Source organism: Pseudomonas sp. ZS1P83 (genome assembly GCF_054897825.1).
In genome coordinates this window covers 640,107-667,050 of record NZ_CM142706.1, presented here as the reverse complement: position 1 = coordinate 667,050, position 26,944 = coordinate 640,107, and the positions used below count along the sequence as shown (strand labels likewise).

Below are 26,944 nucleotides of genomic sequence, written 5' to 3'. Positions count from 1 at the left end.
GCCGCAGATCAACTGTAGGAGCGAGGCTTGCCCGCGAAGAGGCCGGCCCTGCCAACACATCTCTCAGACCTGGCCGCACAACTGCTCGAACAACATCCGACTCACCGGCGACAACGCCGCTTCATCGCGCACCACCAGAACCAACGCACGATCCGACCAGTCATCCGTGAGCGGCACCGCATGCAAACCCAACGCCCGGCCAAATAATTCATAGGCCTTTTGCGGCAGGATGCCGATGCCCATGTTGGCCTGGACCATCCGGCACATGGCGTCGAAACCCGGCACATGAATCCGTAACCGCAGCACTTTGCCGGCCTGGCGAGCGGCTGCATGCGTGCGCATGTTGATCGAACTGGCGGAATGCAGACCGACGTAGTCGCTGCCCAGCGTTTCGGCGAAAGCCAGGCTGGAACCGCTCGCCAACGGATGATCGGGCAGCATCAACACCACCAGTTTGTCCTGGCGATAAAGCACGCTGTGCAGACCTTTGACGTCACTGTCACTGGAGCAGATCCCCAGGTCGGCCACGCCATCCAGCACACCCTGAATCACTCCGCTGCTGGGGCGTTCTTCGAGGTCGGTTTTGACCTGAGGGTGACGCTTGGAAAACTCTCGCAGGTCCTCGGGCAGAAACTGAATGATCGCCGACAGGTTGGCGAGCATCCGCACATAGCCGCGCACACCGTGGCTGTGTTCGCCCAGTTCGAGGCCCATTTTCTCGACGTTGAACAGCATCTGCCGAGCATGGTGCAACAAGGTTTCACCGGCCGCCGTCAGGGTCATGCCCTTCGCCTGGCGCACGAACAGGGTGATGCCCAGCGCTTCCTCCAACTCCATCAACCGCTTGCTGGCCGCCGACACGGCGATGGCTTCACGCGCGGCGGCACGGGTCAATGTGCCCTCCTCATGAACGGCGACAAACAGTTGGAGAGTCATCAGGTCGAGGCGGCGGATCAGGCGTTTCTGCAGCATGGGAGGGCTCGATGCTTGGGTTCGGCTGAATCGGCAGGATAGCCCGGTTTCCAAGCAATTAGCCCACAACATCACGAGGCATCGCCCTACACATAAATCTCTTGTAACACTCAGCCGTACCGGAAACAGCCGATTCAAAGCCCCCACCGCGTTCTGTAAAGTCTGGAAACACACACGGACTGCAACACACTCATGGATCGTTTTACTCAAGGAAGTCATCTTCACATGGACCAGACAACACACGCGGCAAACCTCTACACCAACTACCGCAAAGTCATCGCGTTGGCCGATCACGATTGGGAAAGCGCTGAAGCCGGGAAAATTTCGGGGCTTAACGTCGAAATCAAAAGTGCCAACCGGATGCTCGATCAGTATGGGCGCGCTTTTCATCATTTCTGTACGACGTCTTACCTGGGCCTGGATCACCATCCCGATATTCTCGACGGCGCCATGAACACACTGTGGGAAACCGGCACCCTTCGCGTCGCCAATTCAAAGAACCGCTGCAAGCTGGCGATTCTGGAACAGTACGAAACCGAACTCTGCGAGTTGTTCGGCGCCATTTGCCTGAGCACCCTGTCGTGCAGTGCGGCGAGTGCCGCGATTCTGCCATTGCTGGCCAGCGGCGTGTTCACGCAAAACCGCCCTCCAGTGATGGTCTTCGACCGGTTGGCGCACTACTCGATGAACCACCTGAAAGCCGCCTGCGCGGATGAAACCACGGTCGTGACCTGCCCTCATAACGACATGGATTTTCTTGAGAGGCAGTGTCAGCAACACCGCACAGTCGCGTATGTTGCCGACGGTGCGTACAGCATGGGTGGGGTCGCGGACATGGACAGTCTTTTGTATCTGAAGGACCGCTACGGGTTGTTTCTCTATCTGGACGATTCCCACGCGCTGTCCGCCGTCGGAACATGTGGCGCAGGCCTCGTGCGCCCAAGGTTGCATGCCCTGGAGGATGACTGCCTGATCGTCGCCTCGCTGGCCAAGTCGTTCGGCGCCAGCGGCGGTCTGGTGATGCTGGGCAATGAACGGCAGAAGAGGCTCATTGCGCGTTACGGCGGCCCCAGCAATTGGTCGCAAAGCCTGAACAGTGCAGCCATTGGCGCGGGCAGAGCGTCCATCCAGCTTCATCGCACACCGGAATTTGCCGCGTTGCAGGAAAAACTTCAGGCTAATATCCAGCTGTTCGACAGCCTCATACGAACCGATCAACACAACAGCAACATGGCCATTCGGCTGGTCAACTGCGGCGAAGCAGCACAGGCGAACAGCATCGCCATGGAACTGGCCAATCACGGCTTCTTCACCTCGGCAGTCTTCTTCCCGGTGGTCGCACAAGGCAAGGCAGCCATCAGAATTACCCTGCGCGCCGACATGGAGCCGACGCTGATCCGACACTTTTGTGAACTTATCACCGAGCTTTTACGCACTCGAGGCCGGGAAATCGGCTTTTGAACTGAAACCAGGGAAGATTCAATGAAGAGCAGCACCACCCTCCTCGTCACCTGCAGCACGGTTTTTCTCGCTCAATTAGGCATGAGCATTTACCTGCCGGCGCTGCCGGACATTGCCCGGGATCTGTCCGCCGACGCCTCGCAGGTTTCCTGGGGGCTGGCGGTGTATCTGATTGGCATGGCGCTGCCGATGTTGTTCTGGGGCAGCCTGGGCCAGCGCATCGGCCGCAAACCGGTGCTGCTCGCCGCACTCGGCATCTACGGTTTGGGCAATCTGGCGTTGCCCCTGAGCCAGACGCTTGAATCGTTCCTGGCGTTTCGACTGGTTCAGGGCATTGGCGCCAGCGGCATTTCGGTCATGGCGCGGGTGCTGATCCGCGACAGTTTCCGCGGCGACCTACTGGCCAAGGCGTTGTCCTGGATTTCGATTTCCTTCGTGGTGGCGCTGGGTATCGGCCAATACCTGGGGTCGATCATCCAGGTGGCGCTGGGCTGGCCAGCGATATTCTACCTGTTGGGTGGTGTGAGCCTGATGATGGCGCTGGTCGTGGCTCGGGTTACGTTCCCGGTGCTGGCCGAGGGGAATGCCCCGTCATCCGCCTGGCCGAGCTACTGGCGCATCTTGCGTCATCGAACCTTTCTGTTACCGGCCCTCACCGGCGGCCTCGGGTACGGAGTGATTGTCGCGTTCAACACCGCAGCGCCGCTGATTCTACAAGGACCGTTCAACTGGTCGGCCGTGGAATACGGGTTGTTAGGCTGGCCGATCAGCGCGGCGTATTTTCTGGGGGCATTGGGGGTCAATGGCTTTGTACTTCGCACCGGTCAACGCGGGTTGATGACGGCGGGCGTGGGGCTGGTGCTGGCCGGCAGCGCAGTGATGTTGTTGGGGAGTGTGGCGGGCAGTTCAGTGGCCCTGCTGTTCTGGTTGCCCTATTGCTTTGCGGTGTTCGGCCAATCGTTGACCTACCCGATCAGCCTGTCCCTGGCCAATGAAGGTTCGCCGGTCGGGGGGGCGTATGCGATGGCGTTGAGCGGTTTCATTCATCAATTGATGGCCGCCGTTATCGGCGGGATCGCCAGTTTGATCGCAAGCCCGCAGGCCTGGCCGTTGTCGCTGTTGTGTACCTTGCTGGCGTTGGGCGCGATGCTCTGCGTGATGCTCGCGCCCGGTCGCAAACCCTCTTAAAACGCGCTGCGGAAAATCTCCTCGATCTGGCGCTGATCCGCCGCTCGAGGATTGGTCACGCCGCACGCATCTTTCAAGGCATTGGTGGCGAGGATCGGGATGTCGTTGAGCTTGGCGCCGAGCTCACGCAAACCGGCGGGAATGTCCACGTCTCTGGACAGGCTGCGGATCGCCACGATGGCCGCCTGGGCGCCCGCTTCCGGGGTGAAGCCGTGAACATCGACGCCCATTGCAAGGGCGACATCAGTGAGGCGATCGGCGCAAACCAGCGCGTTAAAACTTTGTACGTGGGGCAGCAGTACCGCGTTGCACACACCATGAGGCAAGTCGTAGAACCCGCCCAACTGGTGAGCCATGGCGTGGACATAACCCAGGGATGCGTTATTGAAAGCCATGCCGGCGAGGAACTGCGCGTAAGCCATGTTTTCCCGCGCGGCCATGTCACTACCGTCACGGACGGCCAGGCGCAGGTTGTTGCTGATCAACGTGATCGCCTTCAGAGCGCAGGCATCGGTGATCGGATTGGCCGCCGTGGAAACGTAGGCCTCGATGGCGTGGGTCAGTGCGTCCATGCCAGTGGCAGCCGTCAGGCCCTTGGGCATGGCGACCATCAGTGCCGGGTCGTTGACCGACAGCAGTGGCGTGACGTTGCGATCGACGATGGCCATTTTTACGTGACGGGATTCGTCGGTGATGATGCAGAAACGGGTCATCTCGCTGGCGGTGCCGGCGGTGGTGTTGATGGCGATCAGTGGAAGTTGCGGCTGGGTGGATTGATCGACGCCTTCATAATCGCGTATCTGCCCACCATTGGTCGCACATAACGCGATGCCTTTGGCGCAGTCATGGGGCGAACCGCCGCCCAGGGACACCACGAAATCACAGCGGGTTTCCTTGAGCAGACCCAGACCGCTTTCGACGTTGGCGATGCTCGGGTTAGGTTTGGCGCCGTCGAAAATCACCGAATCGATGTCCTGCAACGCCAGTTTATCGGCAATCAATTTCGCGACACCCGCCTTGGCCAACCCGGCGTCGGTGACGATCAGCGCCTTGCGAAAACCGTACTTGCGAATGGCGTCCATGGCTTCGTCCAGGCAACCAATGCCCATGATGTTCACGGCGGGGATGAAAAACGTGCTGCTCATGAGCGAGTCTCCTGGCTGAGGCCGAATCGGCAGCGCCGATCCAGCGGGTACCCACAGGATCGACCTATCGGTCACGCAGTAACTTGATCTGGCTCAAGTCTTGGCCGTGATAAAGTCGCCGCCCATCAGACCTTTTGCTTTGAGACTTTGACCGCAATGACCGATTTCCAGGATGTTGATGCCCAACTTGAAGACTGGAACGCCTTGCGCGCCACCGCCTCGTTCAGCGGCCTGCTGGTGGGCAACGGCGCCAGCCGCGCCGTGTGGGACGACTTCGGCTACGACTCGCTGTTCGAAAACGCCCGCACCGTCGAAGAAAAGCCTATGAGCCAGTCCGAGCTGAGCGTGTTCGACGCCCTGCAGACGCGCAGTTTCGAGCAGGTACTCAGCGCGCTGAAAACCACCAGCCGGGTCAACAAGGCCCTGGCCGTGAGTTCCGCCGCACCGCGCAATCGTTACTACGCGATCAAGGAAGCGCTGATCAACACCGTGCACACGGTACACATCCCGTGGCGGCTGGTAGTGCCTTCGACGCTGGCGGCGATCAATCAGGAACTGAGCCGCTACCGGACGGTGTTCACCACCAACTATGACCTGCTCAATTACTGGGCGATCCAGTACCAGCCTGATGCAATCACCGACCTGTTCCAGGGTGCGGAGCCCAGCTTCGATCTAAGTGCCACGGCGACCGATAAAACCCGCCTGCTGTACCTGCACGGCGGCCTGCATCTGGTGCGCAATCAGGACGGCACGGCGCGCAAACTGATGTCGACCGAGGGCACGTTGCTCGGCAGTTTCGCGATCAACAACACGATCAAGACCCTCGACGACGTGCCGCTCTTCGTCAATGAAGGTCCGGCGCAGGACAAGCTCAAAACCATTCGCAGCTCGGACTATCTGTCGTTCTGCTACGACCAGCTACTCGATCACGGCGACGGCTTGTGCCTCTTCGGCCACGCCCTGGGTGAGCAGGACAGCCACATCCTCCACGCCTTGCGCCGGGCGAAACCGCGGGTGCTGGCGATCTCGATTTATCCCCGCAGCAAGGCGTTTATTCAGCACCAGAAGCGCCATTACGCGAAGGTGTTTGAGGGCACGGGTGTGGAACTGCGGTTTTTTGATTCGAAGACCCATGCGCTGGGTAGCCCGAAGCTGACGGTGCCGGTCGAAGCCTGAAGATCGTCCCCACGCGCCGCAAAGGAATGCAGCCCGTGACGCTCCGCGTCACTGGACGCGGAGCGTCCCTAGAGGCATTCCCACGCGGGAGCGTCACTAGTGTCCGGTAAACATGCTTCATAGTTGAAGGCTGCCTTGGGCAGCCTTCAACTTTTCTCGCTCCTGCCTTCGTCGATCCCTCAATACTGGGGTTCCGGGCCGTTCAAACAGGACATGAACTATGCGAACCGTCAGTTCGAACAACGAGCCGGTAAATCCTGAGCGACGATGGAGTATTTGCAGTAACAGATAGCTGATCAAGGCACTGTAAATCTGCAAACGCACCGCATTTTCGGAGTAGGCATAAAAGCGTTTGAGCTTCAGATGTTGTTTGATCCACTTGAAAAATAGCTCGATCTGCCAACGATCTTTGTACAAGGACGCGATTTCTTCAGCTGTCCTCGTGAAGTCGTTGGTCACCAGAACTAACGGCGTCGCATGCCCCTCGCGCTCAACCACGACGCGTCTTACCGACTTTTCCCAATAGTCGTTCAGGCGTTTGCCGGCCAAATGCTTTTTGCCAAACTGGACGACTTCATCGGTCATGACCGAGCTTTGCTCAGTCACGGTCGAGTGCTCATGCAGCACTTTGATATTGGCGTTTTTCTTCAGGCGGGTGACGAAAAAAGCACCTTTGGTCTGCAACTCGTGCCACCAGTTGTAATCGCAGTAGCCCTTGTCGAAAACATACGTCATGCCGGTCTGGATCGGCATTTCCAGTGCATCGCTCAGGTCGTTGACGTTGGCAGGCGTAATGTTCACGTACACCGGGGCCAGCTGCGCCAGATCCAGCCCGACATGCACTTTGAGGCCTTGGGTGATGCGGGTTTTCGTCGCGGCTGTCCAGCCATCGAAGTGAGGTCCGCGCAAGGTGATCGACGTGGAGTCAATCAGGCTAACCATGGCCCCGACCTCCTTGCGCTGCTGGCGGCTGACGGCGCTCATCAGGTACCCACAAAGGTCCTGTAATGGCCGGTAGTCACGCTTGTTCAAGGCATCGGACATTGTCGAGCGGGCAATAGGGCCGGCATTAAGATGGTAGCTATGCGGGCCGAAATTTTCGGAGATAGTCGCCAAGGATCGCAGGCTTGAGGCTCGGGTCAAATGGCCGCTGATCAGTGTCACCAGCAATTGCCAGGTCGTGCAGCGTTTGACGTAGCGATCAGCTTGGTGTGTTTCGATGGATTGCTGGAAAAACTGGCGCGGGATCGCACTGAGTAGTTGGCTTAAACGGGTGCTGGAAAACATAAGTCAAAATCGAGTCTGAAAAAACCGATTATGCCTCACAGCCGCCAACAGCAAGGGGGAGCAAGCTCCCCCCTCGTTTTTTACCGGACACTAGTGACGCGGGAGCGTGGGAACGATCAGCGGTGGATTCAGAGCACCGGCAAGGTCTTGTCCTTGATCACCAAGGTCGGCCCATTGGCCTTCACGCTGGCGATGCCTTTATCCATCGCGGCAGCGGAGGCATAAGCCTCGCTGCTGCCGATGATCTCGTGGTTACCAGCCTTGAGATTGAAGTAAGGGTGGCCATCCTTGGTGGTTTTCTTCTCGTAGCGTTCATCCAGCAGGCTGTTGCTCTGAACCGACACGATGCCTTTTTCGGCGGCAGCGCGGGTGGTGTACAGCTCGCTGGTCAGAATGGTTTCCGCATTGGCGGCCTTCAGTAAAAACTTGAACTGACCATTGCTGCTTTTGCTCACTTCATACCATCCAGACATGCTCTTTCTCCTTGGCAATTGAGAGGTTTCGCGCTTCAGAGTAAAGACCAACCTGCCCTACTTCACCACCGCCCGAACCACCGATAATTCCGGCGCCTGCACCCGCCGCTGACTCAGGTACCGCGTACAGCTGACCCGCAAAAACGAGGCGAAATTCACCACCTCGCCGCGGTAGTCCATCACCTCTTCATACAGCTTGGCGATCAACTGGTTGGTGGTCATGCCGTCGACCTCGGCAATTTCGCTGAGGATGTCCCAGAACTGATTCTCCAGCCGCAGGGTGGTGACCACCCCGCAGATGCGCAGCGAGCGGGAGCGCGATTCGTAGAGAATCGGATCGGCTTTGACGTAGAGCTCGCACATGGACAGGTCCCTCGTTACAGCGTGATTTTGGTGCCCAGCAACCCGAGGAAGCCGGCGAGCCAGCTCGGGTGCGCCGGCCAGGCCGGAGCAGTGGCCAGATTGCCTTGAACGTGACCTTCCGTCACCGGGATATCGATGAACGTACCACCGGCCAGGCGCACTTCCGGAGCACAGGCCGGGTAAGCGCTGCACTCGCGACCTTCAAGAATCCCCGCTGCCGCCAGCAATTGTGCACCGTGACACACGGCGGCAATCGGTTTGCCGGCCTTGTCGAACGCTCGCACCAGTTCCAGGACTTTTTCGTTCAGGCGCAGGTACTCCGGCGCACGACCACCCGGTACCAGCAGCGCGTCGTAGTCCGCGGCATCGACCTTGGCAAAATCGAAGTTCAGGGCAAACAGGTGGCCGGGCTTTTCGCTGTAGGTCTGGTCGCCTTCAAAGTCGTGGATTGCCGTGCGAACGGTCTGACCGGCGGTTTTGTCCGGGCAAACGGCATGCACCGTATGGCCGACCATCAGCAGCGCCTGAAACGGCACCATCACTTCGTAGTCTTCGACGTAATCGCCGACCAGCATCAGAATTTTTTTAGCTGCCATGGGAGGACTCCTCTGGGAAATATGGGGTCATGCGGGAGTATTCAAGGTAGTCCTTATCCGCAGGGTCGGGTAATAACCAGCTACTACCTGAAGACCGCGTTATCGTTCTTCGCGGGCAAGCCTCGCTCCTACAAGGGCACCGCAATACCTGGAGCGAGGCTTGCCCGCGATGGCGTCCTCAAACTGTACGGATAACTCTGCGCCTAGCTGTAACAGCAGCAGACGCCGAGTTTATGGCTAGATGAAGACTCTTCCCGCCACCTTCGATTCTGGTTGCCATCATGTCCTCGCGCGAAAACACCGGCATGGCCCTCGGCCTGCTCGGCGTTGTGATCTTCAGTCTCACCCTGCCCTTCACACGGATCGTCGTGCAGGAACTCCATCCGCTGCTCAACGGCCTGGGCCGTGCGCTGTTCGCGGCGGTTCCAGCGGCATTGTTGTTGCTGTGGCGCCGGGAAAAATGGCCGACTTGGAAACAAATCAAAGGCCTGACCCTGGTGATTGCCGGGGTGATCCTCGGCTTCCCGGTACTCTCGGCCTGGGCCATGCAAACCTTGCCGGCGTCTCACGGCGCACTGGTCAACGGCCTGCAACCGCTGTGCGTTGCGCTGTATGCCGCGTGGTTGTCCCATGAACGACCGTCGAAAGCATTCTGGGCCTGCGCCGCACTGGGCAGTGCGCTGGTGCTCGGTTATGCGCTGATCAGCGGTGCCGGCAGCATTCAGGCCGGGGATTTGCTGATGCTCGGGGCAATTGCCGTGGGTGGCCTGGGTTATGCCGAGGGCGGCCGATTGGCCAAGGAGATGGGCGGCTGGCAGGTGATCTGCTGGGCGCTGGTGCTGTCGACGCCGTTGCTGATCGGGCCGGTGGTGTACCTGGCGTTGCAACATCAGGGCGAGATTTCGGCCAAGACCTGGTGGGCCTTCGGTTACGTCTCGCTGTTTTCGCAGTTCATCGGCTTCTTTGCCTGGTACGCCGGGTTGGCGATGGGCGGCATTGCCCGGGTTAGTCAGATCCAGCTGTTGCAGATTTTCTTCACCATCGCCTTTTCGGCGCTGTTCTTCGGTGAACACATCGAGCCGATCACCTGGCTGTTTGCTGCCGGGGTGATCGTGACCGTGATGTTGGGACGCAAGACATCGGTCAAACCCGCGCGGGTCGCCACGGCGTAATCTTGTAGGAGCCAGGCTTGCCGGCGAAGGCGATCGTGAGGACGCTTTCGCCAGCAAGCCTGGCTCCTACAGGATCAGAGGTAGCCGTCGGCTCGGAGCAGGGTTTCGAGGCAATGTTCGCTGATGTGGTAGAAATCCTTCAGTTCCCGAATCTTCACCAACAGCTGAGTCGGGTCCACCCGCTCGGCACGTTTGACCGCCAGGATCATCTTGTTCTTGTTGGTGTGGTCCAGTGAAATGAACTCAAAGACCTTTGTCTCGTAACCGCAGGCCTCAAGGAACAACGCACGCAAACTGTCGGTGACCATTTCCGCCTGCTGCCCCAAATGCAGACCGTATTGCAGCATCGGCTTAAGCAGCGCCGGGCTCTGGATTTGCAGGCGGATCTGCTTGTGGCAGCACGGCGAGCACATGATGATCGAGGCGCCGGAACGAATGCCGGTGTGAATCGCATAGTCGGTGGCGATGTCGCAGGCATGCAGCGCGATCATCACGTCCAGCTCGCTCGGTGCCACGCTGCGCACATCACCGCACTTGAACACCAGCCCCGGGTGCTCGAGCTTTGCGGCTGCGGCATTACACAGGTTGACCATTTCTTCGCGCAGCTCGACACCCGTCACCACGCCTTCGGCCTTCAAGGTGTTGCGCAGATAGTCGTGGATCGCAAACGTCAGGTACCCCTTGCCCGAACCGAAGTCCGCCACCTGCACCGGCTTGTCCAGCGCCAGCGGTGACGTGGTCAGCGCGTGGCTGAAGACTTCGATGAATTTGTTGATCTGCTTCCACTTGCGCGACATCGCCGGGATCAGCTCATGCTGCTTGTTGGTCACGCCGAGGTCGGCAAGGAACGGTCGGCTCAGGTCGAGGAAGCGGTTTTTCTCGCGATTGTGCTCGGCAGACGGCACCTCGCGCAATTGCTGAGGTTTGCTCTTGAACAGCGAAGACTTGCCCTTTTTGCTGTATTCGAGCTGGGCTTCATCAGTCAGCGACAGTAAATGCGCATTTTTGAACGACGCCGGCAGCAGCGCAGCGATAGTCGCTACGCCCTCGGCAATCGGCAGATTCTTGGTGATATCGCGGGTCTTGTAACGGTAGACGAAGGACAGGCAAGGCTGATCCTTGACCGTCAGCTGTTTGATGATCAGCCGCTGCAGGTCCGCCTCAGTGCCGACGTACTTGGCCAGCACCAGTTTGATGAAGGCGATGTCGTCGAGGCTGGATTGCAGCAGGTCGATAAACTGGGCGTGGTGATCCGGCGCGAGGCTGGCGGGAGTGGCGGTGACAGACATGGGAAAAACGGCCTCGGGCGGAGAATGGCGGGTATTTTAGGGGGGATGGGGATTGAGGGCACGGGTAATTTCCCGAACGGTGCGATCTGTAGCAGCTGGCGCAGCCTGCGTTCGGCTGCGAAGCAGTCGTGAATTCAAACGCTGCGGTGTTTCAGGTAAACCATGCCATCCGGTTTTACGACTGCTTCGCAGCCGGACGCAGGCTGCGCCAGCTGCTATGTATGGACTCGCCCCCACTGTCTACCCGCTTTTGAAAAACCGCCGCCCCGTTGCATCTATGTATTAGGCCTATTCGAGGAAGCCGTCTTCGGCTTCTGGCCAAAATTGGAAGAGCTCGTGGTATGCCGATTACAGTCAGGCCTCGAAGGCCAGTAGCAGCTAAGGCATCAATCCACGCCGGTCTTACCTGGGGTCAATTTTTTTTCAGCAAAGGGCCGGACAGTTAGTACCTCGGTGGCAGAACTCTGTCGCTCAGTGGCTCATCGTCGCTTGCTGGCCATCACCAGCCTGGCGACGATAAGTCTGGTCATTCTGTAGAAGCACCCAGACGATTCGCAGGTTGCGGTTGGCTAGCCTGACCGCAGCCTCCTTACGGCCCAGTCGGCTCATCCAGCGCAACAAGCGGCGGTCATCGGGTTGCTGGGAATCAGGTCGTAGTTGTTGCAGTACCGCATGGGCTCCCTGGATCATCAGGCTGCGTAAATAAACATCGCCTCGCTTGGTCATGTCCCCCAGCCGGACCGTCTGCCCGCTGCTGTGCTGGTCAGGCACCATGCCAAAGTACGCGGCAAACTTGCGGGCATTGGGAAATCGCTCAGGCTTGGTTTCCTTGGCCACCAGTGCCGTGGCAGTGACTGGGCCGATGCCGCGCACAGTCATCAGTCGCTTCGCCGTCATGTCGGCGCGGGCGGCCACCTCCAGGCGCCCCGTCAGCACGCTGATGCGTTCGCCCAAATGGCGCCACTCGGCCAACAGTTCGTCGATCAGTTCTCGCAGCAGGCCCGGCACCGGCTGGGTGGCATCTTCCAGTACCCGCGGAATTTTCTGGCTGATCGCAACATCGCCCTGCGCCAAGGCCACGCCGTGCTCGAGCAGCAGACCGCGCATCTGATTACTCACCGCCGTGCGTCGACGCACATAACCTTGGCGGGCGCGATGCAACGCCTGCATTGCCAGCGCCGCAACGCTTTTCACCGGCACTGCGTGGATCTTTTCATCGCGACCAGCCCGCAGAATCGCCAGCGCATCGTTGCGATCATTTTTAGGCCCGCTGCGATGTGTGGCCACCAAACCGGCTGGAAGAATCCGTGCCAGATTGCCTTGGTCTTGCAACTGCCGGGCCCAAGCTTGAGCACCCGGACCGGTCTCCATCAGAACCACGACATGAGGCGGCAACTGGCGGAGAAACTCATAAAACGCCTCGCGCGACTTGATCCGTTGCTCGTAGTGCACCTGGCCGAGGACGTCTTCACCGGCGACCTGAAAGACCTGCTTGGCCAGATCGACCGCCACGGTTGTGCAGGCCGACAAATCGGAAGAAGACAGGGATTGATCAATCGAAGTATGCTTTTTCATGGACTCGCCCTCGCTGTCGTTGGCTAATTAGACTGCCATCGTGGCGCATTGACGCCTCGGCTTGGGCGAGTCCATCCAATTACAAGGTACGAGTCGTTACCGAGGGCTTTTAGCCCAACACCACCAACCGATTCGGCAACTCATTCCTCACATGCGTCACCGGCACATGCACCTTGAGCAGCTCGCCGCACGCCTCCACACACGCCACAAACCCCTGCAACGTCTGCCCCTGCTTCACCTGTTGAGTGAACGCCGCGACAATCGAGTCCCAGTTTTTGTTGTCCAGGCGCTTCGAAATCCCCTCATCGACCAAAATCTCCACATAGCGCTCGGCTTCACAGACAAATATCAGCATGCCGGTGCTGCCCACCGTGTGGTGCAGGTTTTGCTCCAGAAACTGCCGGCGCGCCAGGTTCGAGGCGCGCCAGTGACGCACTGAGCGCGGGATCAGGTGCGTGGTGATTTTCGGAATCCGGAACACCAGGCACAGCACGATGAACGTGATCCACTGCACCAACAGCAAACTGTGCAGGGTCAGCCAGCCCGTGAGGTAATGCACGATACCCGGCACCACCAGCGCCAGCAGGCTGGCCCAGAGCAGCGGGATGTACGCGTAGTCGTCGGCGCGGGCCGCGAGCACGGTCACCAGTTCGGCGTCGGTGTCGCGCTCGACCCGGGCAATCGCCTCGGCGACTTTGCGTTGTTCGTGTTCAGTCAGTAGTGCCATATTTACGAATGCCTGTTCGCTATTGTTATTAACTGCAACGTTGTCACCAGCCGCCCGACGAACCGCCGCCCCCGAAACTGCCCCCGCCGCCGCTGAAGCCCCCGCCTCCTCCACCGCCCCCAAAACCTCCACCGCCGAAACCACCGCTCGAACCGCCTCGGCCGCCACCACCACTGGGCAGGATCCCGAGCATCTGGCAGACAAACATCGTCAGGATGAACAGCATCACCAGAAACACGAATATCCCCGGATGCCGCGAAACGAAGTCGCTTTCCTGATTGCCTCCGGAGTCATACACCGTGGACGGCTCATCCAGCGGATTGCCGCCCAGCACCACGAGCATCGCCGCGACCCCGTCGCTGATGCCCTTACTGAAGTTGCCGGTTTTGAACGCAGGGGTGATCACCTGATTGATGATCACAGAACTCTGCGCATCGGTCAGACGATCTTCCAGGCCATAACCGACTTCAATCCGCAGCTTGCGATCGTCACGCGCAACGATCAGTAGCGCGCCGGTGTTTTTGTCCTTCTGGCCGATGCCCCAATAGCGCCCCAACTGATAGCCGAAGTCCGCAATGTCGGTGCCCTGCAAATCCGGCAACGTGACCACCACCAACTGCTCGCCGGTGGCTTTTTCATGGGCCTGAAGCTGTTGCGTCAACTGCTCGCGCACCGCAGGCTCGATCATCTGGGCGTTATCCACCACCCGCCCGGTCAGTTCCGGAAACTTCAACCCGGCCTGGGCCGTCAGGGCAAACACCCAGAGCAACAGCACCAGGCCAACTTTCAACACGCGCATTGGCAACCTCATCCGTGGTGATGCTTAAAACCCGTCCCGGCGCTTACTGGAACTTCACTTGGGGCGCTTTTTCCGCATCGGGGCTGGTGGCCTCGAAGGTTTCGCGGATCGGCAAATCGCTGTACATCACGGTGTGCCACAGGCGACCGGGGAAGGTACGGATTTCCGTGTTGTATTTCTGCACGGCGAGGATGAAATCACGACGCGCCACCGCGATGCGGTTCTCAGTGCCTTCAAGTTGCGATTGCAGGGCCAGGAAATTCTGGTTGGCCTTGAGGTCCGGATAACGCTCGGACACCACCATCAAACGGCTCAAGGCACCGGTCAGCTGATCCTGCGCCTGCTGGAACTGTTTGAGCTTTTCTGGATTGTCCAGCGTGCTGGCGTCCACCTGGATCGACGTGGCCTTGGCCCGGGCTTCGATCACGGCGGTCAGGGTTTCTTCTTCGTGCTTGGCGTAGCCCTTGACGGTTTCCACCAGGTTGGGGATCAGGTCGGCGCGGCGTTGGTACTGGTTCTGCACCTGGCCCCAGGCGGCCTTGGCCTGTTCGTCGAGGGTCGGGATCGTGTTGATGCCGCAGCCCGCCAGCAGTGTGGTCAGCAACATCAAGGCTGCAACCTGCAGGTTCGACCGATAGTGGTGTCGTACATTCATCTGGTTGACGCTCCCTTGCACATTCCGTTGAAAAACGACCATCGAACTTTGAACCCGGCTCTTCGGGCATAATCTGCGCCGCCACTGGATTGCATCGAGCCAATGGGCTAAAAGATGCCCCAGCGCTAAAACACTGCGCAAGTGTGCCTGCATTTACCTGAACAACAATAGTCGCTCCCTAAATTTTGGCTGACCGGCGCGTATTCACTGCCGTTTAGGCTTTAGAGAAAACCATTCATGAAGAAGCTGTGTTTGCTGGGCCTGCTCGTCAGCCTGGCCAGTCATACCGTATTGGCCGCCACGACGCCCGCACCTCTGGAAAACAAGGACGCGTTCATCAGCAACCTGATGAAGCAAATGACCCTCGATGAAAAGATCGGCCAGTTGCGCCTGATCAGCATCGGCCCGGAAATGCCTCGGGAGCTGATCCGCAAGGAAATCGCTGCCGGCAACATCGGTGGCACGTTCAACTCGATCACCCGCCCGGAAAACCGTCCGATGCAGGACGCGGCCATGCGCAGCCGGTTGAAGATCCCGATGTTCTTCGCCTATGACGTGATCCACGGCCATCGGACCATTTTCCCGATCCCGATAGCCCTGGCCTCGAGCTGGGACATGGACGCCATCGGCCTGTCCGGGCGCATCGCCGCCAAGGAAGCCGCGGCTGACAGCCTGGACATCACCTTCGCGCCAATGGTCGACATCTCCCGTGACCCGCGTTGGGGCCGGACTTCCGAAGGCTTCGGCGAAGACACGTATCTGGTTTCGCGCATCGCCGGCGTCATGGTCAAAGCGTTCCAGGGCACAGGCGCGAACGCGGCCGACAGCATCATGGCCAGCGTCAAGCACTTTGCCCTGTACGGCGCGGTCGAGGGCGGTCGCGACTACAACGTCGTCGACATGAGCCCGGTCAAGATGTTCCAGGACTACCTGCCACCGTACCGTGCGGCTATCGACGCCGGTGCTGGCGGGGTGATGGTCGCGCTGAACTCGATCAACGGCGTGCCAGCCACCGCCAACACCTGGCTGATGAACGACCTGTTGCGCAAGCAATGGGGTTTCAAAGGCCTGGCCGTCAGCGACCACGGGGCGATTTTCGAGCTGATCAAACACGGCGTCGCCCGTGACGGTCGCGAAGCCGCGAAGCTGGCGATCAAGGCCGGCATCGACATGAGCATGAACGACACCCTCTACGGCAAAGAACTGCCTGGGCTGTTGAAGGCGGGAGAGATCCAGCAAAGCGACATCGACAACGCCGTGCGTGAAGTGCTCGCCGCCAAGTACGACATGGGCCTGTTCAAGGACCCGTACCTGCGCATCGGCAAGGCTGAAGATGATCCGGCCGACACCTACGCCGAAAATCGCCTGCACCGCACCGAGGCCCGTGATGTTGCGCGCCGCAGCATGGTGTTGCTGAAGAACCAGGGCGAAACCCTGCCGTTGAAGAAAACTGCAAAAATCGTCCTGGTCGGCCCGCTGGCCAAGGCACCGATCGACATGATGGGCAGCTGGGCCGCCGCCGGTAAACCCGCGCAATCGGTGACGCTGTTCGACGGCATGACGAGCGCATTGGGCGCACAGTCGACGCTGATCTACGCCCGTGGCGCCAACATCACCAGTGAAAAGAAAGTCCTCGATTATCTGAACTTCCTCAACTTCGATGCACCGGAAGTGGTGGACGATCCGCGTTCGGCCCAAGTGTTGATTGACGAAGCCGTGAAAGCCGCCAAGGACGCAGATGTAGTGGTCGCAGCGGTCGGCGAGTCCCGTGGCATGTCCCACGAATCGTCGAGCCGCACCGACCTGAACATCCCGGCCAACCAGCGCGATTTGATCAAGGCCCTGAAGGCCACCGGCAAACCGCTGGTGCTGGTGTTGATGAACGGCCGTCCGCTGTCGATTCTCGAAGAGAAAGAACAGGCTGACGCGATTCTGGAAACCTGGTTCAGCGGTACCGAAGGCGGCAATGCCATCGCCGACGTGTTGTTTGGCGACTACAACCCGTCGGGCAAATTGCCGATCACCTTCCCGCGCTCGGTGGGTCAGATTCCGACCTACTACAACCACCTGAGCATTGGCCGACCGTTCACCCCAGGCAAACCGGGCAACTACACCTCGCAGTATTTCGATGACACAACCGGGCCGCTGTTCCCGTTCGGTTTCGGTCTGAGCTACACCGACTTCAGCCTGAGTGACATGGCCCTGTCATCCACTACGCTGAACAAAACCGGCAAGCTCGACGCCAGTGTCATGGTGCAAAACACCGGCAAGCGCGACGGCGAAACCGTGGTGCAGTTGTACATCCAGGACGAGACCGGCTCGATGATCCGTCCGCTCAAGGAACTGAAGAACTTCCAGAAAATCATGCTGAAGGCCGGCGAACAGAAAGTCGTGCACTTCACCATCACCGAAGATGACCTGAAGTTCTTCAACGCCCAGCTCAAGTACGCTGCGGAACCGGGCAAGTTCAATGTGCAGATCGGCCTGGATTCCCAGAACGTTACGCAGCAGAGCTTTGAATTGCTGTAACTCTTCCAGGCAACACATAACCACTGTGGGAGCCGAGCTTGCTCCCACAGTGGTGTTTGGTGTGAGGACTATCCGCGGCGATCCAACAAGTTCACCACCAGTCGATCCACCCACCCCCACACCCGTTGCTTCATCCGCCGCCACAGCGGTCGGCGTTTCCATACCTCCAGGCTGACTTCCTGGCTCTGCGCAAAGTCCTTCTCAAAACTCGCCGCCACTGCCCGCGTCAGCCCAGGGTCCAGCGCCTCAAGATTGGCTTCCAGGTTGAAACGCAAATTCCAGTGATCGAAATTGCACGAGCCGATGCTGACCCAGTCGTCGATCAGGACCATTTTCAAATGCAGGAAACACGGCTGGTATTCGAAGATCTTCACCCCGCCCCTGAGCAATCGCGGGTAGTAGCGATGCCCTGCATAACGCACCGACGGGTGATCGGTGCGCGGCCCGGTCAGCAGCAGTCGCACGTCAATACCGCGCGCAGCCGCCCGACGCAATGAACGACGGACTTTCCAGGTCGGCAGGAAGTACGGCGTCGCCAGCCAGATCCGCCGTTGGCCGCTGTTCAGTGCGCGAATCAATGATTGCAGGATGTCCCGGTGCTGGCGGGCGTCGGCATAGGCGACCCGGCCCATGCCCTCGCCCATGGACGGCACGCGTGGCAGACGCGGCAAGCCAAAATGCGAAGCGGGTTTCCAGGCACGTCGATGCCGGTTGGCGATCCATTGGCGGTCGAACAGCAACTGCCAGTCGATGACCAAGGGGCCGGTGATTTCCACCATCACTTCGTGCCATTCGCTGGTGTCTTCGCCCGGCGTCCAGAATTCATCAGTCACCCCGGTGCCGCCGACCACCGCCATGCTTTGATCGACCAACAACAGCTTGCGGTGATCGCGGTAGAAGTTGCCCACCCAGCGCCGCCAGCTCAGGCGATTGTAGAAACGCAGCTCCACACCCGCCGCCGCCAAACGCTTACGCAAGGTCAGGGTGAACGCGAGGCTGCCGTAATCATCGAACAGGCAGCGCACGCGCACGCCACGTTCGGCAGCCTGGACCAACGCCTGAACCATCGCCTCGGCACAGGCTCCCGCCTCCACCAGGTACAGCTCCAGCTCGACCTGTTCTTCGGCACGGGCAATCGCGACCAACATCCGAGGGAAAAACTGCGGACCGTCGATCAGCAGTTCAAAACTGTTGCCTTCACGCCAGGGGAAAATTGCACCAGCCATGTCAGCGCGCCGTGAAAATCAGTACCGCGCTCACCGGCACCGACAAACTGATGGCCGACAAACCGGCGACGTTGCGCAAGTTTTCCAGGCCGGGTGCCAGGTCGAAATGCGCGGCATTGATCACTAACGGCTCGAGGGTCACCACCTGGAAGCGTCGGTCATCGAGACGGGTTGCCAACAGTTCGGCGGTGTATTCGTGTTGTTTGCCATGGAGGTTGACGGTCAGCGGCAGGCGCAATTCAAGTTGCGCACCGGGCGCCAGATCGTTGATCGGCCGCAGATCAATTTGCGCGGTGATCAGTGCTTCAGGGAAGGTCTGGATTTCAAACAGGTCCTTGCGCATGCGTTCATCGCGCAGCGGGATGCCGCTGTTGACCGAGTCCACCTCGACTTCGACCTCGGCCAGGCCCTTGGGGCTGACCTTGCCGTGCAGCACCAGAAAGCGCTGCACTTCGGAGATGTTGGTGTTTTTGGTACTGATGAACGACAGCCGCGAGGACTCGCCGTCCAGATACCAATCGGCATGGGCCGACAGGGCGGCACCGGCCAGCAGCAGGAAGGCGAGGGTTTTGCAGAGGGAGCGGTTGAACATAGAGACTCGTGGGGCAGATAAACCTGCACGAACCTTAACCGCCCGGGAGCGCATTGCAAACCGCGAAGATCAAAAGATCGCAGCCTGCGGCAGCTCCTACATGGGATTGCATTACGGCCATGCAATCGCGTCCCCACGAATGGAACCCGATCCTGTAGGAGCTGCCGAAGGCTGCGATCTGTTATGCCTTACGCCAACGCGTGCTGCACATCGCCGATGGTGGCGGCCAAACTGTTCAGGTGCAGGCTCAGTACCCGTTCCACCGGTGCCTGATCCATCGGCCAGTGCAGCGCCATGCTGCCAACCAGTCGGCCGTCGGCGCGGATCGGCAAGGCCACCGCCCGAATCAGAAACGGCAGGCGCACCGGGTATTCCCAGTAACCTTCGGTGCGCTGGCCGAAGCCCTGATGCAACGCCTGCTCGCTGGCGCTGAATAAGCTCTCATCGGTCAGCCGTTCACGACCGGCCAGTCGTTCCACTTCATGGGAATCCAGCTCGCCCAGACACGCCCGGCCCATGGCCGAATGAAACAGACTGGCGTGCTGGCCGACGATTTGGCAGTTGTTCGGGTAACGCTTGCGCAGCACCGTGGGGATCGCGCTTTCCATGACTTCCACCCGCTCGCCATCGAAGCTCGACAGGTCCGCCACCAGCCCGGCGCGCTCGCTCAACTCCAGCAACAGCGGTGCGGCACTTTCGACCAGTCGCCGCTTGAACCGCTGCTGACTGTCGCCAAACAAGCGCTTGGCGCACAGCCGATAACGCCGGTCGCTCAAACCACGATAAATCCAGCCTTGCTCCTGCAAGGTCAGCAACATGCGCGACACCGTGGCCTTGGGCAGGGTCGTCAGGTAGTGCAACTCTTCCAGACCTAACGCCTGATGCTCACCCAGCAGTTCGACGATGGCCAGGGCCCGTTCTACGGAACGTACGCTGCCGGTTTCTGCCTTGCTGTCCATGGTTTCGATCTCCCTAAGCCCTAATGGGATAGCCCGGATGGATGATCGCTTTATGCAGCAAGATGCGGGCCCGCTCAGTGAGTTCAGGCATTTTGCAGACAGCTCGGAGGCCGGCGCTTGACCCATTGAGTCAGTTGCTCATGGGCGTAAGCCAGTTGCAGCACCGCCCGATCGGCCTGGGCCGGGCCGATGATTTGCAGGCCCATCGGCAACCCGGCCGGGCTGAATCCCACCGGCACATTCATGCTCGGCAAACCGGCCAGGGTCGGCCCGATCACCACCTCCATCCAGCGGTGATAGGTGTCCATGGACTGCCCGCCGACGATGCGCGGCCAAGGGGTGTGTGCATCGAAAGGGAACACTTGGGCGGTGGGCAACAGCAGAAAATCGTAACGTTCGAACAACTCGTTCAAGGCCAGATACCAATCGCTGCGACTGACCGACGCCTGGTAAACATCCGCCGCCGTCAGGCGCAGGCCACCCTCGATTTCCCATTGCGCCTCGGGTTTGAGCAGGTCGCGTTTTTGCGGGTCGGCATACAACGCGCCGAGGCTGCCCTGCACCAGCCAGTGGCGGTGCACCAGCCAGGTCTGCCACAGGCGTGCCATGGAAAAGTCCGGCTGACAGGCCTGGACCCGGCAACCCAGCGCTTCGAAATCCTCGAGTGCCGATTCGCACAGGCTCAACACGCCCTCGTCCATTGGCAGATAGCCGTTGTAGTCCCCCAGCCAGCCCAGCCTTACGTCACTGAAATCCTGCAGCAGCGTGTCGCCAAAAATATCCGCGCTCTGCGTGAGCGACAACGGTACGCGCGGGTCATAACCGGCCTGAGTGCCGAGCAAACGGGCGACATCGGTCACGCTACGGCCCATCGGCCCTTCGGTGGCCAGTTGCTGGACAAATACATCCGGCGCAGGCCCGTGAGGCACGCGACCTTGTGATGGACGAAAACCGAACACGTTGTTGAACGCCGCCGGGTTGCGCAACGAGCCCATCATGTCGCTGCCGTCGGCCACCGGCAGCATGCGCAATGCCAGCGCCACCGCCGCTCCGCCGCTGCTGCCGCCGGCGATCAACGTCGGGTCGTAGGCGTTGGTGGTGGTGCCGAACACGCTGTTGTAGGTCTGCGAGCCGAGGCCGAATTCCGGGACGTTGGTCTTGCCAATGATGATCGCCCCGCAGTCACGAACCCGCGCCACGCTGATCGCGTCGTGTTGCGGGATCTGCATGGCAAACAGCGGCGAGCCCATGGTGGTGCGCAAACCGGCGGTGGCCGCCAGGTCCTTGATGGCTTGCGGCATGCCGTGCATCCAGCCGCGGGACTGGCCCTGATCCAACTGCCGGTCGCAGACGTCAGCTTCGGCCAGCAACTCATCGGCCGGGCGCAGCGAGACCAGCGCATTGACCTGTGGATTGAAGCGCTCGATCTGCGCCAGATACGCCAGCATCACTTCACGGCAGGAAACCCGGCGGGCATGAATCGCCTGCGACAACGCATCAGCGTCCATTTCAACAATCGGATGAATGCTCAAGGTTTCACCTCAAGGTTAAGTGCAGCGGATTTCTTGCTGCGGGGTGCTTCGTGCATGCAGTAAGTGCCCAATAGCGTCAGCACGCAAGCGAACAGGACATAGAAGGCCGGCGCCACGGGCGTCGCCAGCACCTTGCTGAGCCAGGTGACGATCAACGGGGCGAAACCGCCGAAGACCATGACCGCAACGTTGTAGGCCACCGACACCCCGGTGGAGCGCACTTCGATCGGGAACTGTTCGGCCAGCGCTGTCGGGGCCGGACCGAAGAACCCGCCGATTGCGCTGCATAACAACAGTTGCATCACCAGCAGACGTTCCACCGATGGCGCCGCCGCGACCCACACGTACAGCGGATACACCATCACGAAAAACGCCAAGGTAAACGCCATCAATACCGGGCGCCGGCCGAGCCGGTCCGACAGCGCGCCGGACAGCGGAATGACCACGGTCATCACCGCCACCGCGAGCATTTGCACCAGCAGGACCTGGTCCAGCGGCAGGCCGAGGTTCTTGTGGGCAAAGGTCGGCATGTTCACCAGCACCACGTAAAACGACACCGTTGCGCCGCACGCCAGGCCCATCGATACCAGAATGCTGCGCCGATGTTCGCGGATCACTTGCAGCAAGCTCGGACTCGCCCCTTTGGCCTGTTTGCGCGCCTCCAGAAACTCTTCCGGTTCCTCCATGTGCTTGCGAATCCACAGGCCCACAGGGCCGATCAACAAACCGAGGGCAAACGGAATCCGCCAGCCCCAGCTGTCCAGCGCCTCGGGGGTAAACAGATGCGTGACCAACGCCACCATCCCGGCCCCGGAAAACACCGCCAGGCATTGCCCGACCAACTGCCAGGACCCGTACAAACCCTTTTTATTCGCGGGTGCACTTTCCACCAGAAACGCCGTGGCGCTGGCGTATTCGCCGCCTGTGGCGAAGCCCTGGAGCATCCGTGCGACCACGATCAGTAACGGCGCGCCCATGCCGATAGCGGCGTAGTTCGGCGCGAACGCGATCAGCGCGATGGACACCGTCATCAGGCGGATGATCATCTGCATCGCGGCCTTGCGCCCTTTGCGATCGGAATACATGCCCAACAAAATGCCGCCCACCGGGCGCATGAAAAACCCGACGCCAAAGGTCGCCAGCGCCATCAGCAGCGACGCGTATTCGTCCTCGGACGGGAAAAACTGCCGGGCGATGATGCTCGCCAGGAAGCCATAAACGATGAAGTCATACCATTCCAGGGCGTTACCGATAACGGCGGCGACCACCTGCCGGGTGCGCGAAACGCCTGTGCTCGAAGTCTGCATGGGGAACTCTCCAAAAACCTGTTGGGCGATAACGGGCGCGGCGTGGCGCGCCCGGTCCGGCGGCAGTAGAAAGTGAGGTCGTCAGGCGGGCTTGAGCCAGCGCTCGGTCAGCGCCCCCCAATACGCCGCGCCCGTCAGCAGGATGTCGTCGTTGAAGTCGTATGACGGGTTGTGCACCATCGGCCGCGAAACGCCATTGCCAATAAACAGGTACGCGCCAGGACAGCGTTGCAGCATCCAGGCAAAGTCTTCGCTGCCCATGAGTTTTGGCGTGTTGCCGTCCACCGCGTCGGCACCGAGCAGCTCGACGCCGACCTGCCGGGCGAACTCGGTTTCAGCCGCATGGTTGACCAGCACCGGATAGGCCGGGCGATGTTCGATCCGCGAACTGCAACCGAAGCTGCGGGCCTGGGATTCGATGATCGCTCGCACGCGTTCGAGGGTTTTCTCCCGAATGTCGGCGTTCAGGGCGCGCAGGCTCAGGCGCAAGATTGCTTGCTGCGGGATGACGTTGGCGGCCTCCCCGGCCTGCAATGCACCGACGGTCACCACGGCGGCCTGCTGTGCGTCGATGTTGCGCGCGACCACGGTTTGCAGGGCCATGACCACACTCGCCGCCGCCACCAGCGGATCCACCGCCAGATGCGGCATCGAGCCGTGCCCGCCGACGCCCTCAATGGAGACCGTGAGCAAATCCTGCGAGGCCATCATCGGCCCTTCGCGAAAGCCCAAGTGCCCTGCAGGAAGTCCCGGCATGTTGTGCATGCCAAACAATGCGTCGCAGGGAAAACGTTCCAGCAAGCCATCGGCGAGCATCGCTTCGGCGCCGCCCTGCCCCTCTTCGGCGGGCTGGAAAATCAGGGTCAGGGTGCCGTCGAACTGACGGGTCGCCGCCAGGTAACGCGCCGCTCCCAGCAGCATCGTGGTGTGGCCGTCATGACCGCAGGCGTGCATGCAACCCTGATGCCGACTGCTGTAAGCCGCGCCGGTATTCTCGATAATCGGCAAGGCGTCCATGTCCGCCCGCAGCCCCAGTTTGCGTGAACTGCTGCCGTTGCGCAGGACGCCGACCACGCCGGTCTTGCCGATCCCGGTGTGAACTTCATAACCCCACTCTTCAAGGGATTTGGCCACCAGCGCCGAGGTACGGTTTTCCTCGAAGCCGAGTTCCGGGTGGGCGTGGATGTCCTGGCGCGTGGCGTGCAGGTCGCTGGCCACGTCGTTGAGCCAGGCAAGAATGTGCTGATGTCGGGTCATGACGATTGTCCTCGGGCCGGGTGTATTCCCGTTCTTTTTGTTCGCAGTGATTTCGCGACACATCAAGGCAGGTCGCGCTCACCGCTAGATAACCGCGAGTTCGGCGCGAGGACAATCGAATGTGGTTCCACTGCGTGGAACCTACTCAGGGATTCAGGCGGCAGCCTTGGCGCTCGCCGACCCACTCAGCGCTGTTGCTGCGACCCATGCCGCTGACGGTGACGCGCTTGCTGGCGGCGTCATCGGTAAAGCCACTGGTCGGCAGCCATTGCTTCACATAGCTGTGGCAATACTCGGTTGGATTGTTCATCACGTAACGGCACGAGCAATATTCCTTGGCGGTGTAGGCGCTGATGATGTCCGGGAACGCCCACAGCGCGACGCGTTCCTGCCAGATCCAGCCGAGCAAGGCGATCAGCAGGATCAACAACAGCGTGCTGAACGGTCGGTGACGAACAAGGCTGCGGCGGTTCATGGCTGCACCTTCGCGGCAAATGCCTTGAGCGCGAGTTTGAGCAACTCGTTGTGCTGGTAGCTGGCGTCGCGGTCATCGCCATAGCGCACGATCACCAGGTTTTCGCCGGGAATCACGTACATCGCCTGCCCCCAATGGCCCAACGCGGTGAAGGTGTCGTCGGGGGCATCGGGCCAGGGTTTTGCCGCGCCACCCGCCGCGCGGTTAAGCCACCAATGGCCGCCGGGCACGGCGTCGTCCTGATTGGCTTGATAGTGAGCGAACGGTTCGCGGTTGAAAGTGGTCCAGTCCTTGGGCAGCAATTGGCGCTCGCCCCAACGGCCGTCGCGCGCCATCAGCAGACCGACTCGGGCCAGATCCCTGGCGGTAAGGTAGGCATAGGATGACGCGACGAACGTGCCCGTGGCATCGGTTTCCCAGACGGCGTGACGAATCCCCATGGGTTCGAACAGAGCGGTCCATGGATAGTCCGGATAGCGGGTCGGGCCGACGATGTTTTTCAGCGCGGCGGCCAACAGATTGCTGTCGCCACTGGAGTAACGGAATGCCTGACCGGGTTTGGCGTATTCAGCGTGATCGGCGGTGAACGCGGCCATGTCCTGGTGTCCACGGGTGTAGAGCATCGCGACCACCGAGGATTTCAACGGCGCGTATTCATAGTCTTCCTGCCAGTCCAGGCCCGAGGCCCAGTGCAGCAGATCGGCCATGGTCATCGTCGGGTGCTTTTCCAGCGATGGATAAAACTTCAGTACCGGGTCCGTGAGCTTGAACAGGCCTTCGCCATAAGCCACGCCGAGGACTGTGGCCATCAGGCTTTTGCTGATGGACCAGGTCAGGTGCGGGGTGTCGGCGGTGGTGGGGTCGGCGTAGCGTTCGTAGATCAACTGACCGTCGCGGATCACCAGCAAGGCGTCGGTGCGGATGCCTTTTCGGGTGGCATCATCACGGGGTGGGAAGGCGTAAGTCTCCAGGGCTTGAAGCGCCGGCCCGGTGACTGTCGGGGCGGTCGACCATTGCTCGGCAGGCCAGTTTTCGGCCTGGACCGTGAGGCTGAACAACAGCCCGAAAATCAGCGACAAGCCTTTGAACATGGTGGGCGCTCGGGGGGATGGACCTGCTGAGCCTAGTCGAGATAGATGACAGTCTGGAATGTGTGTCGCCAATGAGGCCGCCTTCGCGGGCAAGTCGGGTCGCCGCACCGCTCGCTCCTACAGAATTTGCGCATACCTTGTAGGAGCGAGGCTTGCCCGCGAAGGGACCCGTCAATTCAACGAAGATCCCGCGAGTGCCTTGGTCAACCGTTTGCCCCGCGCACCCGCCGCCAAATCCATCACGCCCTGATCGCGCTGCCACATCGCGGCCCAATGCTGCGGGCCATCGGCCAGTGCCTGAGTCACCTCAGCCTTGAGCCCATCGAACTGCGCAAACAAGCCACCGAGCAATACATGCCCGGACGGATTATTCGGCGCCTGCCGGCTGACTTCCGCACACCCGGCCAGCAGCGCCAGCAAACGCAGTTGCAAGGCTTGCGGCCAGTCGCTGTCCTGACCGATGCCGTACAGCCAGGCGGTCATGGCGCTCAGCACATAGATGTCCTCAAGGGTACGGAACGGTTTGATGTAAGCCTCCCAGCCATCCCCCGCCAACAATTCGCACTGAGCGTTATCGAGAAACAGTCGACCGTGGCTGATGTCCGGCATCAACGCGATTGCCGGGAGTTTTTCCAGGCGCACGCCCGGTTCATCGGGATAGACCACCGCCAGGCTCAGGCGCGGTTTTTCTTCAGTTGCTTCACTGCGGGCAGCGATCAGCAGCCAATCGGCGGCATCGCCTGCAGTGACAAAATCCTTGCGCCCGCTCAGACGCAAATCGCTGAGACGGGTCTGCATGTCCGCCACTCGCAGGCTGCGTTGTTCGGTCGCGCATAACGCGCCGAGGCTCAGCGGCGCGCTCGGCCAGAGCATGCGCAACGCCGCCTGATACCCCACCAGAAACGCCAGCCCCGGCGTCGACATCAAACGCCCGCCAGCCACCGCCAGTTCGAATGGCGTGACGTTGCCCAACTGATGCAACAAGGTCGCGAACCCCTCGCCCAGGTCCGGGTTGGCGGGCAGACGATCGCGGCGGCGCAACAGGTTTTGCCAGGGCATAAGGGGCTTCTCAAAGGCTGTCATATAAGCATCACCAAA

The 26,944-nt window shown here is 60.4% G+C and carries 25 protein-coding genes; 5 read left to right on the top strand and 20 right to left on the bottom strand.

The window, feature by feature from the left end:
* Positions 1-63: 63 nt before the first annotated feature.
* Positions 64-972, bottom strand: coding sequence for a LysR family transcriptional regulator (locus ACYZT0_RS03215; protein WP_462044598.1), 909 nt, complete (start codon positions 970-972; stop codon positions 64-66).
* 225 nt (positions 973-1,197) lie between these two features.
* Between ACYZT0_RS03215 and ACYZT0_RS03210 the strand changes: the two genes are divergently transcribed.
* Positions 1,198-2,433, top strand: coding sequence for an aminotransferase class I/II-fold pyridoxal phosphate-dependent enzyme (locus ACYZT0_RS03210; protein WP_462044597.1), 1,236 nt, complete (start codon positions 1,198-1,200; stop codon positions 2,431-2,433).
* 21 nt (positions 2,434-2,454) lie between these two features.
* Complete coding sequence (locus ACYZT0_RS03205) at positions 2,455-3,621, top strand: multidrug effflux MFS transporter (protein ID WP_462044596.1); 1,167 nt, start codon at positions 2,455-2,457, stop codon at positions 3,619-3,621.
* Here the strand turns inward: ACYZT0_RS03205 and yiaY are convergent.
* Positions 3,618-4,766 carry an L-threonine dehydrogenase gene (gene yiaY / locus ACYZT0_RS03200; protein ID WP_462044595.1) on the bottom strand — a complete coding sequence of 383 codons (1,149 nt, stop codon included), beginning with the start codon at positions 4,764-4,766 and terminating at the stop codon, positions 3,618-3,620. The two genes, ACYZT0_RS03205 and yiaY, sit on opposite strands and share 4 nt — an antisense overlap.
* Before the next feature lie 156 nt (positions 4,767-4,922).
* Here yiaY and ACYZT0_RS03195 point away from each other — a divergent pair, with 156 nt between their 5' ends.
* On the top strand, positions 4,923-5,942 hold the full coding sequence (locus ACYZT0_RS03195) for a DUF4917 family protein (RefSeq protein WP_462044594.1): 1,020 nt from the start codon (positions 4,923-4,925) through the stop codon (positions 5,940-5,942).
* 117 nt (positions 5,943-6,059) lie between these two features.
* On the opposite strand, the gene ACYZT0_RS03190 is transcribed toward ACYZT0_RS03195, so the two are convergent.
* From ACYZT0_RS03190 to ACYZT0_RS03175, 4 genes are all read right to left on the bottom strand, one after another.
* Complete coding sequence (locus ACYZT0_RS03190) at positions 6,060-7,229, bottom strand: IS4 family transposase (RefSeq protein ID WP_462041955.1); 1,170 nt, start codon at positions 7,227-7,229, stop codon at positions 6,060-6,062.
* A 128-nt stretch (positions 7,230-7,357) separates the two neighbouring features.
* Positions 7,358-7,702: a YegP family protein gene (locus ACYZT0_RS03185; protein WP_462044593.1), complete on the bottom strand. Its 345-nt coding sequence runs from the start codon at positions 7,700-7,702 to the stop codon at positions 7,358-7,360.
* Between the two features lie 57 nt (positions 7,703-7,759).
* A complete protein-coding gene (locus tag ACYZT0_RS03180; protein ID WP_008025707.1) occupies positions 7,760-8,065 on the bottom strand; it encodes a ribbon-helix-helix domain-containing protein in 306 nt (101 codons plus the stop codon).
* Positions 8,066-8,079: 14 nt separating this feature from the next.
* On the bottom strand, positions 8,080-8,661 hold the full coding sequence (locus ACYZT0_RS03175) for a DJ-1/PfpI family protein (RefSeq protein ID WP_258620479.1): 582 nt from the start codon (positions 8,659-8,661) through the stop codon (positions 8,080-8,082).
* A 281-nt stretch (positions 8,662-8,942) separates the two neighbouring features.
* Between ACYZT0_RS03175 and ACYZT0_RS03170 the strand changes: the two genes are divergently transcribed.
* Positions 8,943-9,833: a DMT family transporter gene (locus tag ACYZT0_RS03170; RefSeq protein ID WP_462044592.1), complete on the top strand. Its 891-nt coding sequence runs from the start codon at positions 8,943-8,945 to the stop codon at positions 9,831-9,833.
* Positions 9,834-9,907: 74 nt separating this feature from the next.
* Here the strand turns inward: ACYZT0_RS03170 and ACYZT0_RS03165 are convergent, their stop codons facing one another.
* From ACYZT0_RS03165 to ACYZT0_RS03145, 5 genes are all read right to left on the bottom strand, one after another.
* Positions 9,908-11,122, bottom strand: a complete 1,215-nt coding sequence (locus tag ACYZT0_RS03165) for a class I SAM-dependent methyltransferase (protein WP_462044591.1) — start codon at positions 11,120-11,122, stop codon at positions 9,908-9,910.
* Between the two features lie 471 nt (positions 11,123-11,593).
* On the bottom strand, positions 11,594-12,652 hold the full coding sequence (locus tag ACYZT0_RS03160) for an IS110 family RNA-guided transposase (protein WP_462046497.1): 1,059 nt from the start codon (positions 12,650-12,652) through the stop codon (positions 11,594-11,596).
* 154 nt (positions 12,653-12,806) lie between these two features.
* Complete coding sequence (locus ACYZT0_RS03155) at positions 12,807-13,424, bottom strand: TPM domain-containing protein (protein ID WP_462044590.1); 618 nt, start codon at positions 13,422-13,424, stop codon at positions 12,807-12,809.
* Positions 13,425-13,467: 43 nt separating this feature from the next.
* Positions 13,468-14,223, bottom strand: a complete 756-nt coding sequence (locus ACYZT0_RS03150; protein ID WP_462044589.1) for a TPM domain-containing protein — start codon at positions 14,221-14,223, stop codon at positions 13,468-13,470.
* Positions 14,224-14,266: 43 nt separating this feature from the next.
* Positions 14,267-14,878, bottom strand: a complete 612-nt coding sequence (locus ACYZT0_RS03145; protein WP_462044588.1) for a LemA family protein — start codon at positions 14,876-14,878, stop codon at positions 14,267-14,269.
* A gap of 237 nt (positions 14,879-15,115) precedes the next feature.
* Here ACYZT0_RS03145 and bglX point away from each other — a divergent pair, with 237 nt between their 5' ends.
* Positions 15,116-17,407: a beta-glucosidase BglX gene (gene bglX, locus ACYZT0_RS03140; protein WP_462044587.1), complete on the top strand. Its 2,292-nt coding sequence runs from the start codon at positions 15,116-15,118 to the stop codon at positions 17,405-17,407.
* 68 nt (positions 17,408-17,475) lie between these two features.
* Here bglX and ACYZT0_RS03135 read toward each other — a convergent pair whose 3' ends face one another.
* The 9 genes from ACYZT0_RS03135 to ACYZT0_RS03095 all read right to left on the bottom strand — a co-directional run bounded on the left by ACYZT0_RS03135 (position 17,476) and on the right by ACYZT0_RS03095 (position 26,905).
* Positions 17,476-18,633, bottom strand: a complete 1,158-nt coding sequence (locus tag ACYZT0_RS03135) for a phospholipase D-like domain-containing protein (RefSeq protein ID WP_462044586.1) — start codon at positions 18,631-18,633, stop codon at positions 17,476-17,478.
* A 1-nt stretch (position 18,634) separates the two neighbouring features.
* Positions 18,635-19,225, bottom strand: coding sequence for a YceI family protein (locus ACYZT0_RS03130; RefSeq protein WP_462044585.1), 591 nt, complete (start codon positions 19,223-19,225; stop codon positions 18,635-18,637).
* A gap of 188 nt (positions 19,226-19,413) precedes the next feature.
* On the bottom strand, positions 19,414-20,184 hold the full coding sequence (locus ACYZT0_RS03125) for an IclR family transcriptional regulator (protein ID WP_462044584.1): 771 nt from the start codon (positions 20,182-20,184) through the stop codon (positions 19,414-19,416).
* An 83-nt stretch (positions 20,185-20,267) separates the two neighbouring features.
* Positions 20,268-21,710: an amidase gene (locus tag ACYZT0_RS03120; RefSeq protein ID WP_462046496.1), complete on the bottom strand. Its 1,443-nt coding sequence runs from the start codon at positions 21,708-21,710 to the stop codon at positions 20,268-20,270.
* A gap of 2 nt (positions 21,711-21,712) precedes the next feature.
* A complete protein-coding gene (locus tag ACYZT0_RS03115) occupies positions 21,713-23,023 on the bottom strand; it encodes a citrate-proton symporter (protein WP_462044583.1) in 1,311 nt (436 codons plus the stop codon).
* A gap of 81 nt (positions 23,024-23,104) precedes the next feature.
* Entirely contained in the window at positions 23,105-24,280 is a 1,176-nt protein-coding gene (locus tag ACYZT0_RS03110; protein ID WP_462044582.1) for a M20 aminoacylase family protein, read from the bottom strand.
* A gap of 145 nt (positions 24,281-24,425) precedes the next feature.
* Positions 24,426-24,755: an amidase gene (locus tag ACYZT0_RS03105; protein WP_462044581.1), complete on the bottom strand. Its 330-nt coding sequence runs from the start codon at positions 24,753-24,755 to the stop codon at positions 24,426-24,428.
* Complete coding sequence (locus ACYZT0_RS03100) at positions 24,752-25,846, bottom strand: serine hydrolase domain-containing protein (RefSeq protein ID WP_462044580.1); 1,095 nt, start codon at positions 25,844-25,846, stop codon at positions 24,752-24,754. Before ACYZT0_RS03100 ends, ACYZT0_RS03105 begins: the two co-directional genes overlap by 4 nt.
* Before the next feature lie 171 nt (positions 25,847-26,017).
* Complete coding sequence (locus ACYZT0_RS03095) at positions 26,018-26,905, bottom strand: acyl-CoA dehydrogenase middle domain-containing protein (RefSeq protein ID WP_462044579.1); 888 nt, start codon at positions 26,903-26,905, stop codon at positions 26,018-26,020.
* Between the last annotated feature and the right edge of the window lie 39 nt (positions 26,906-26,944).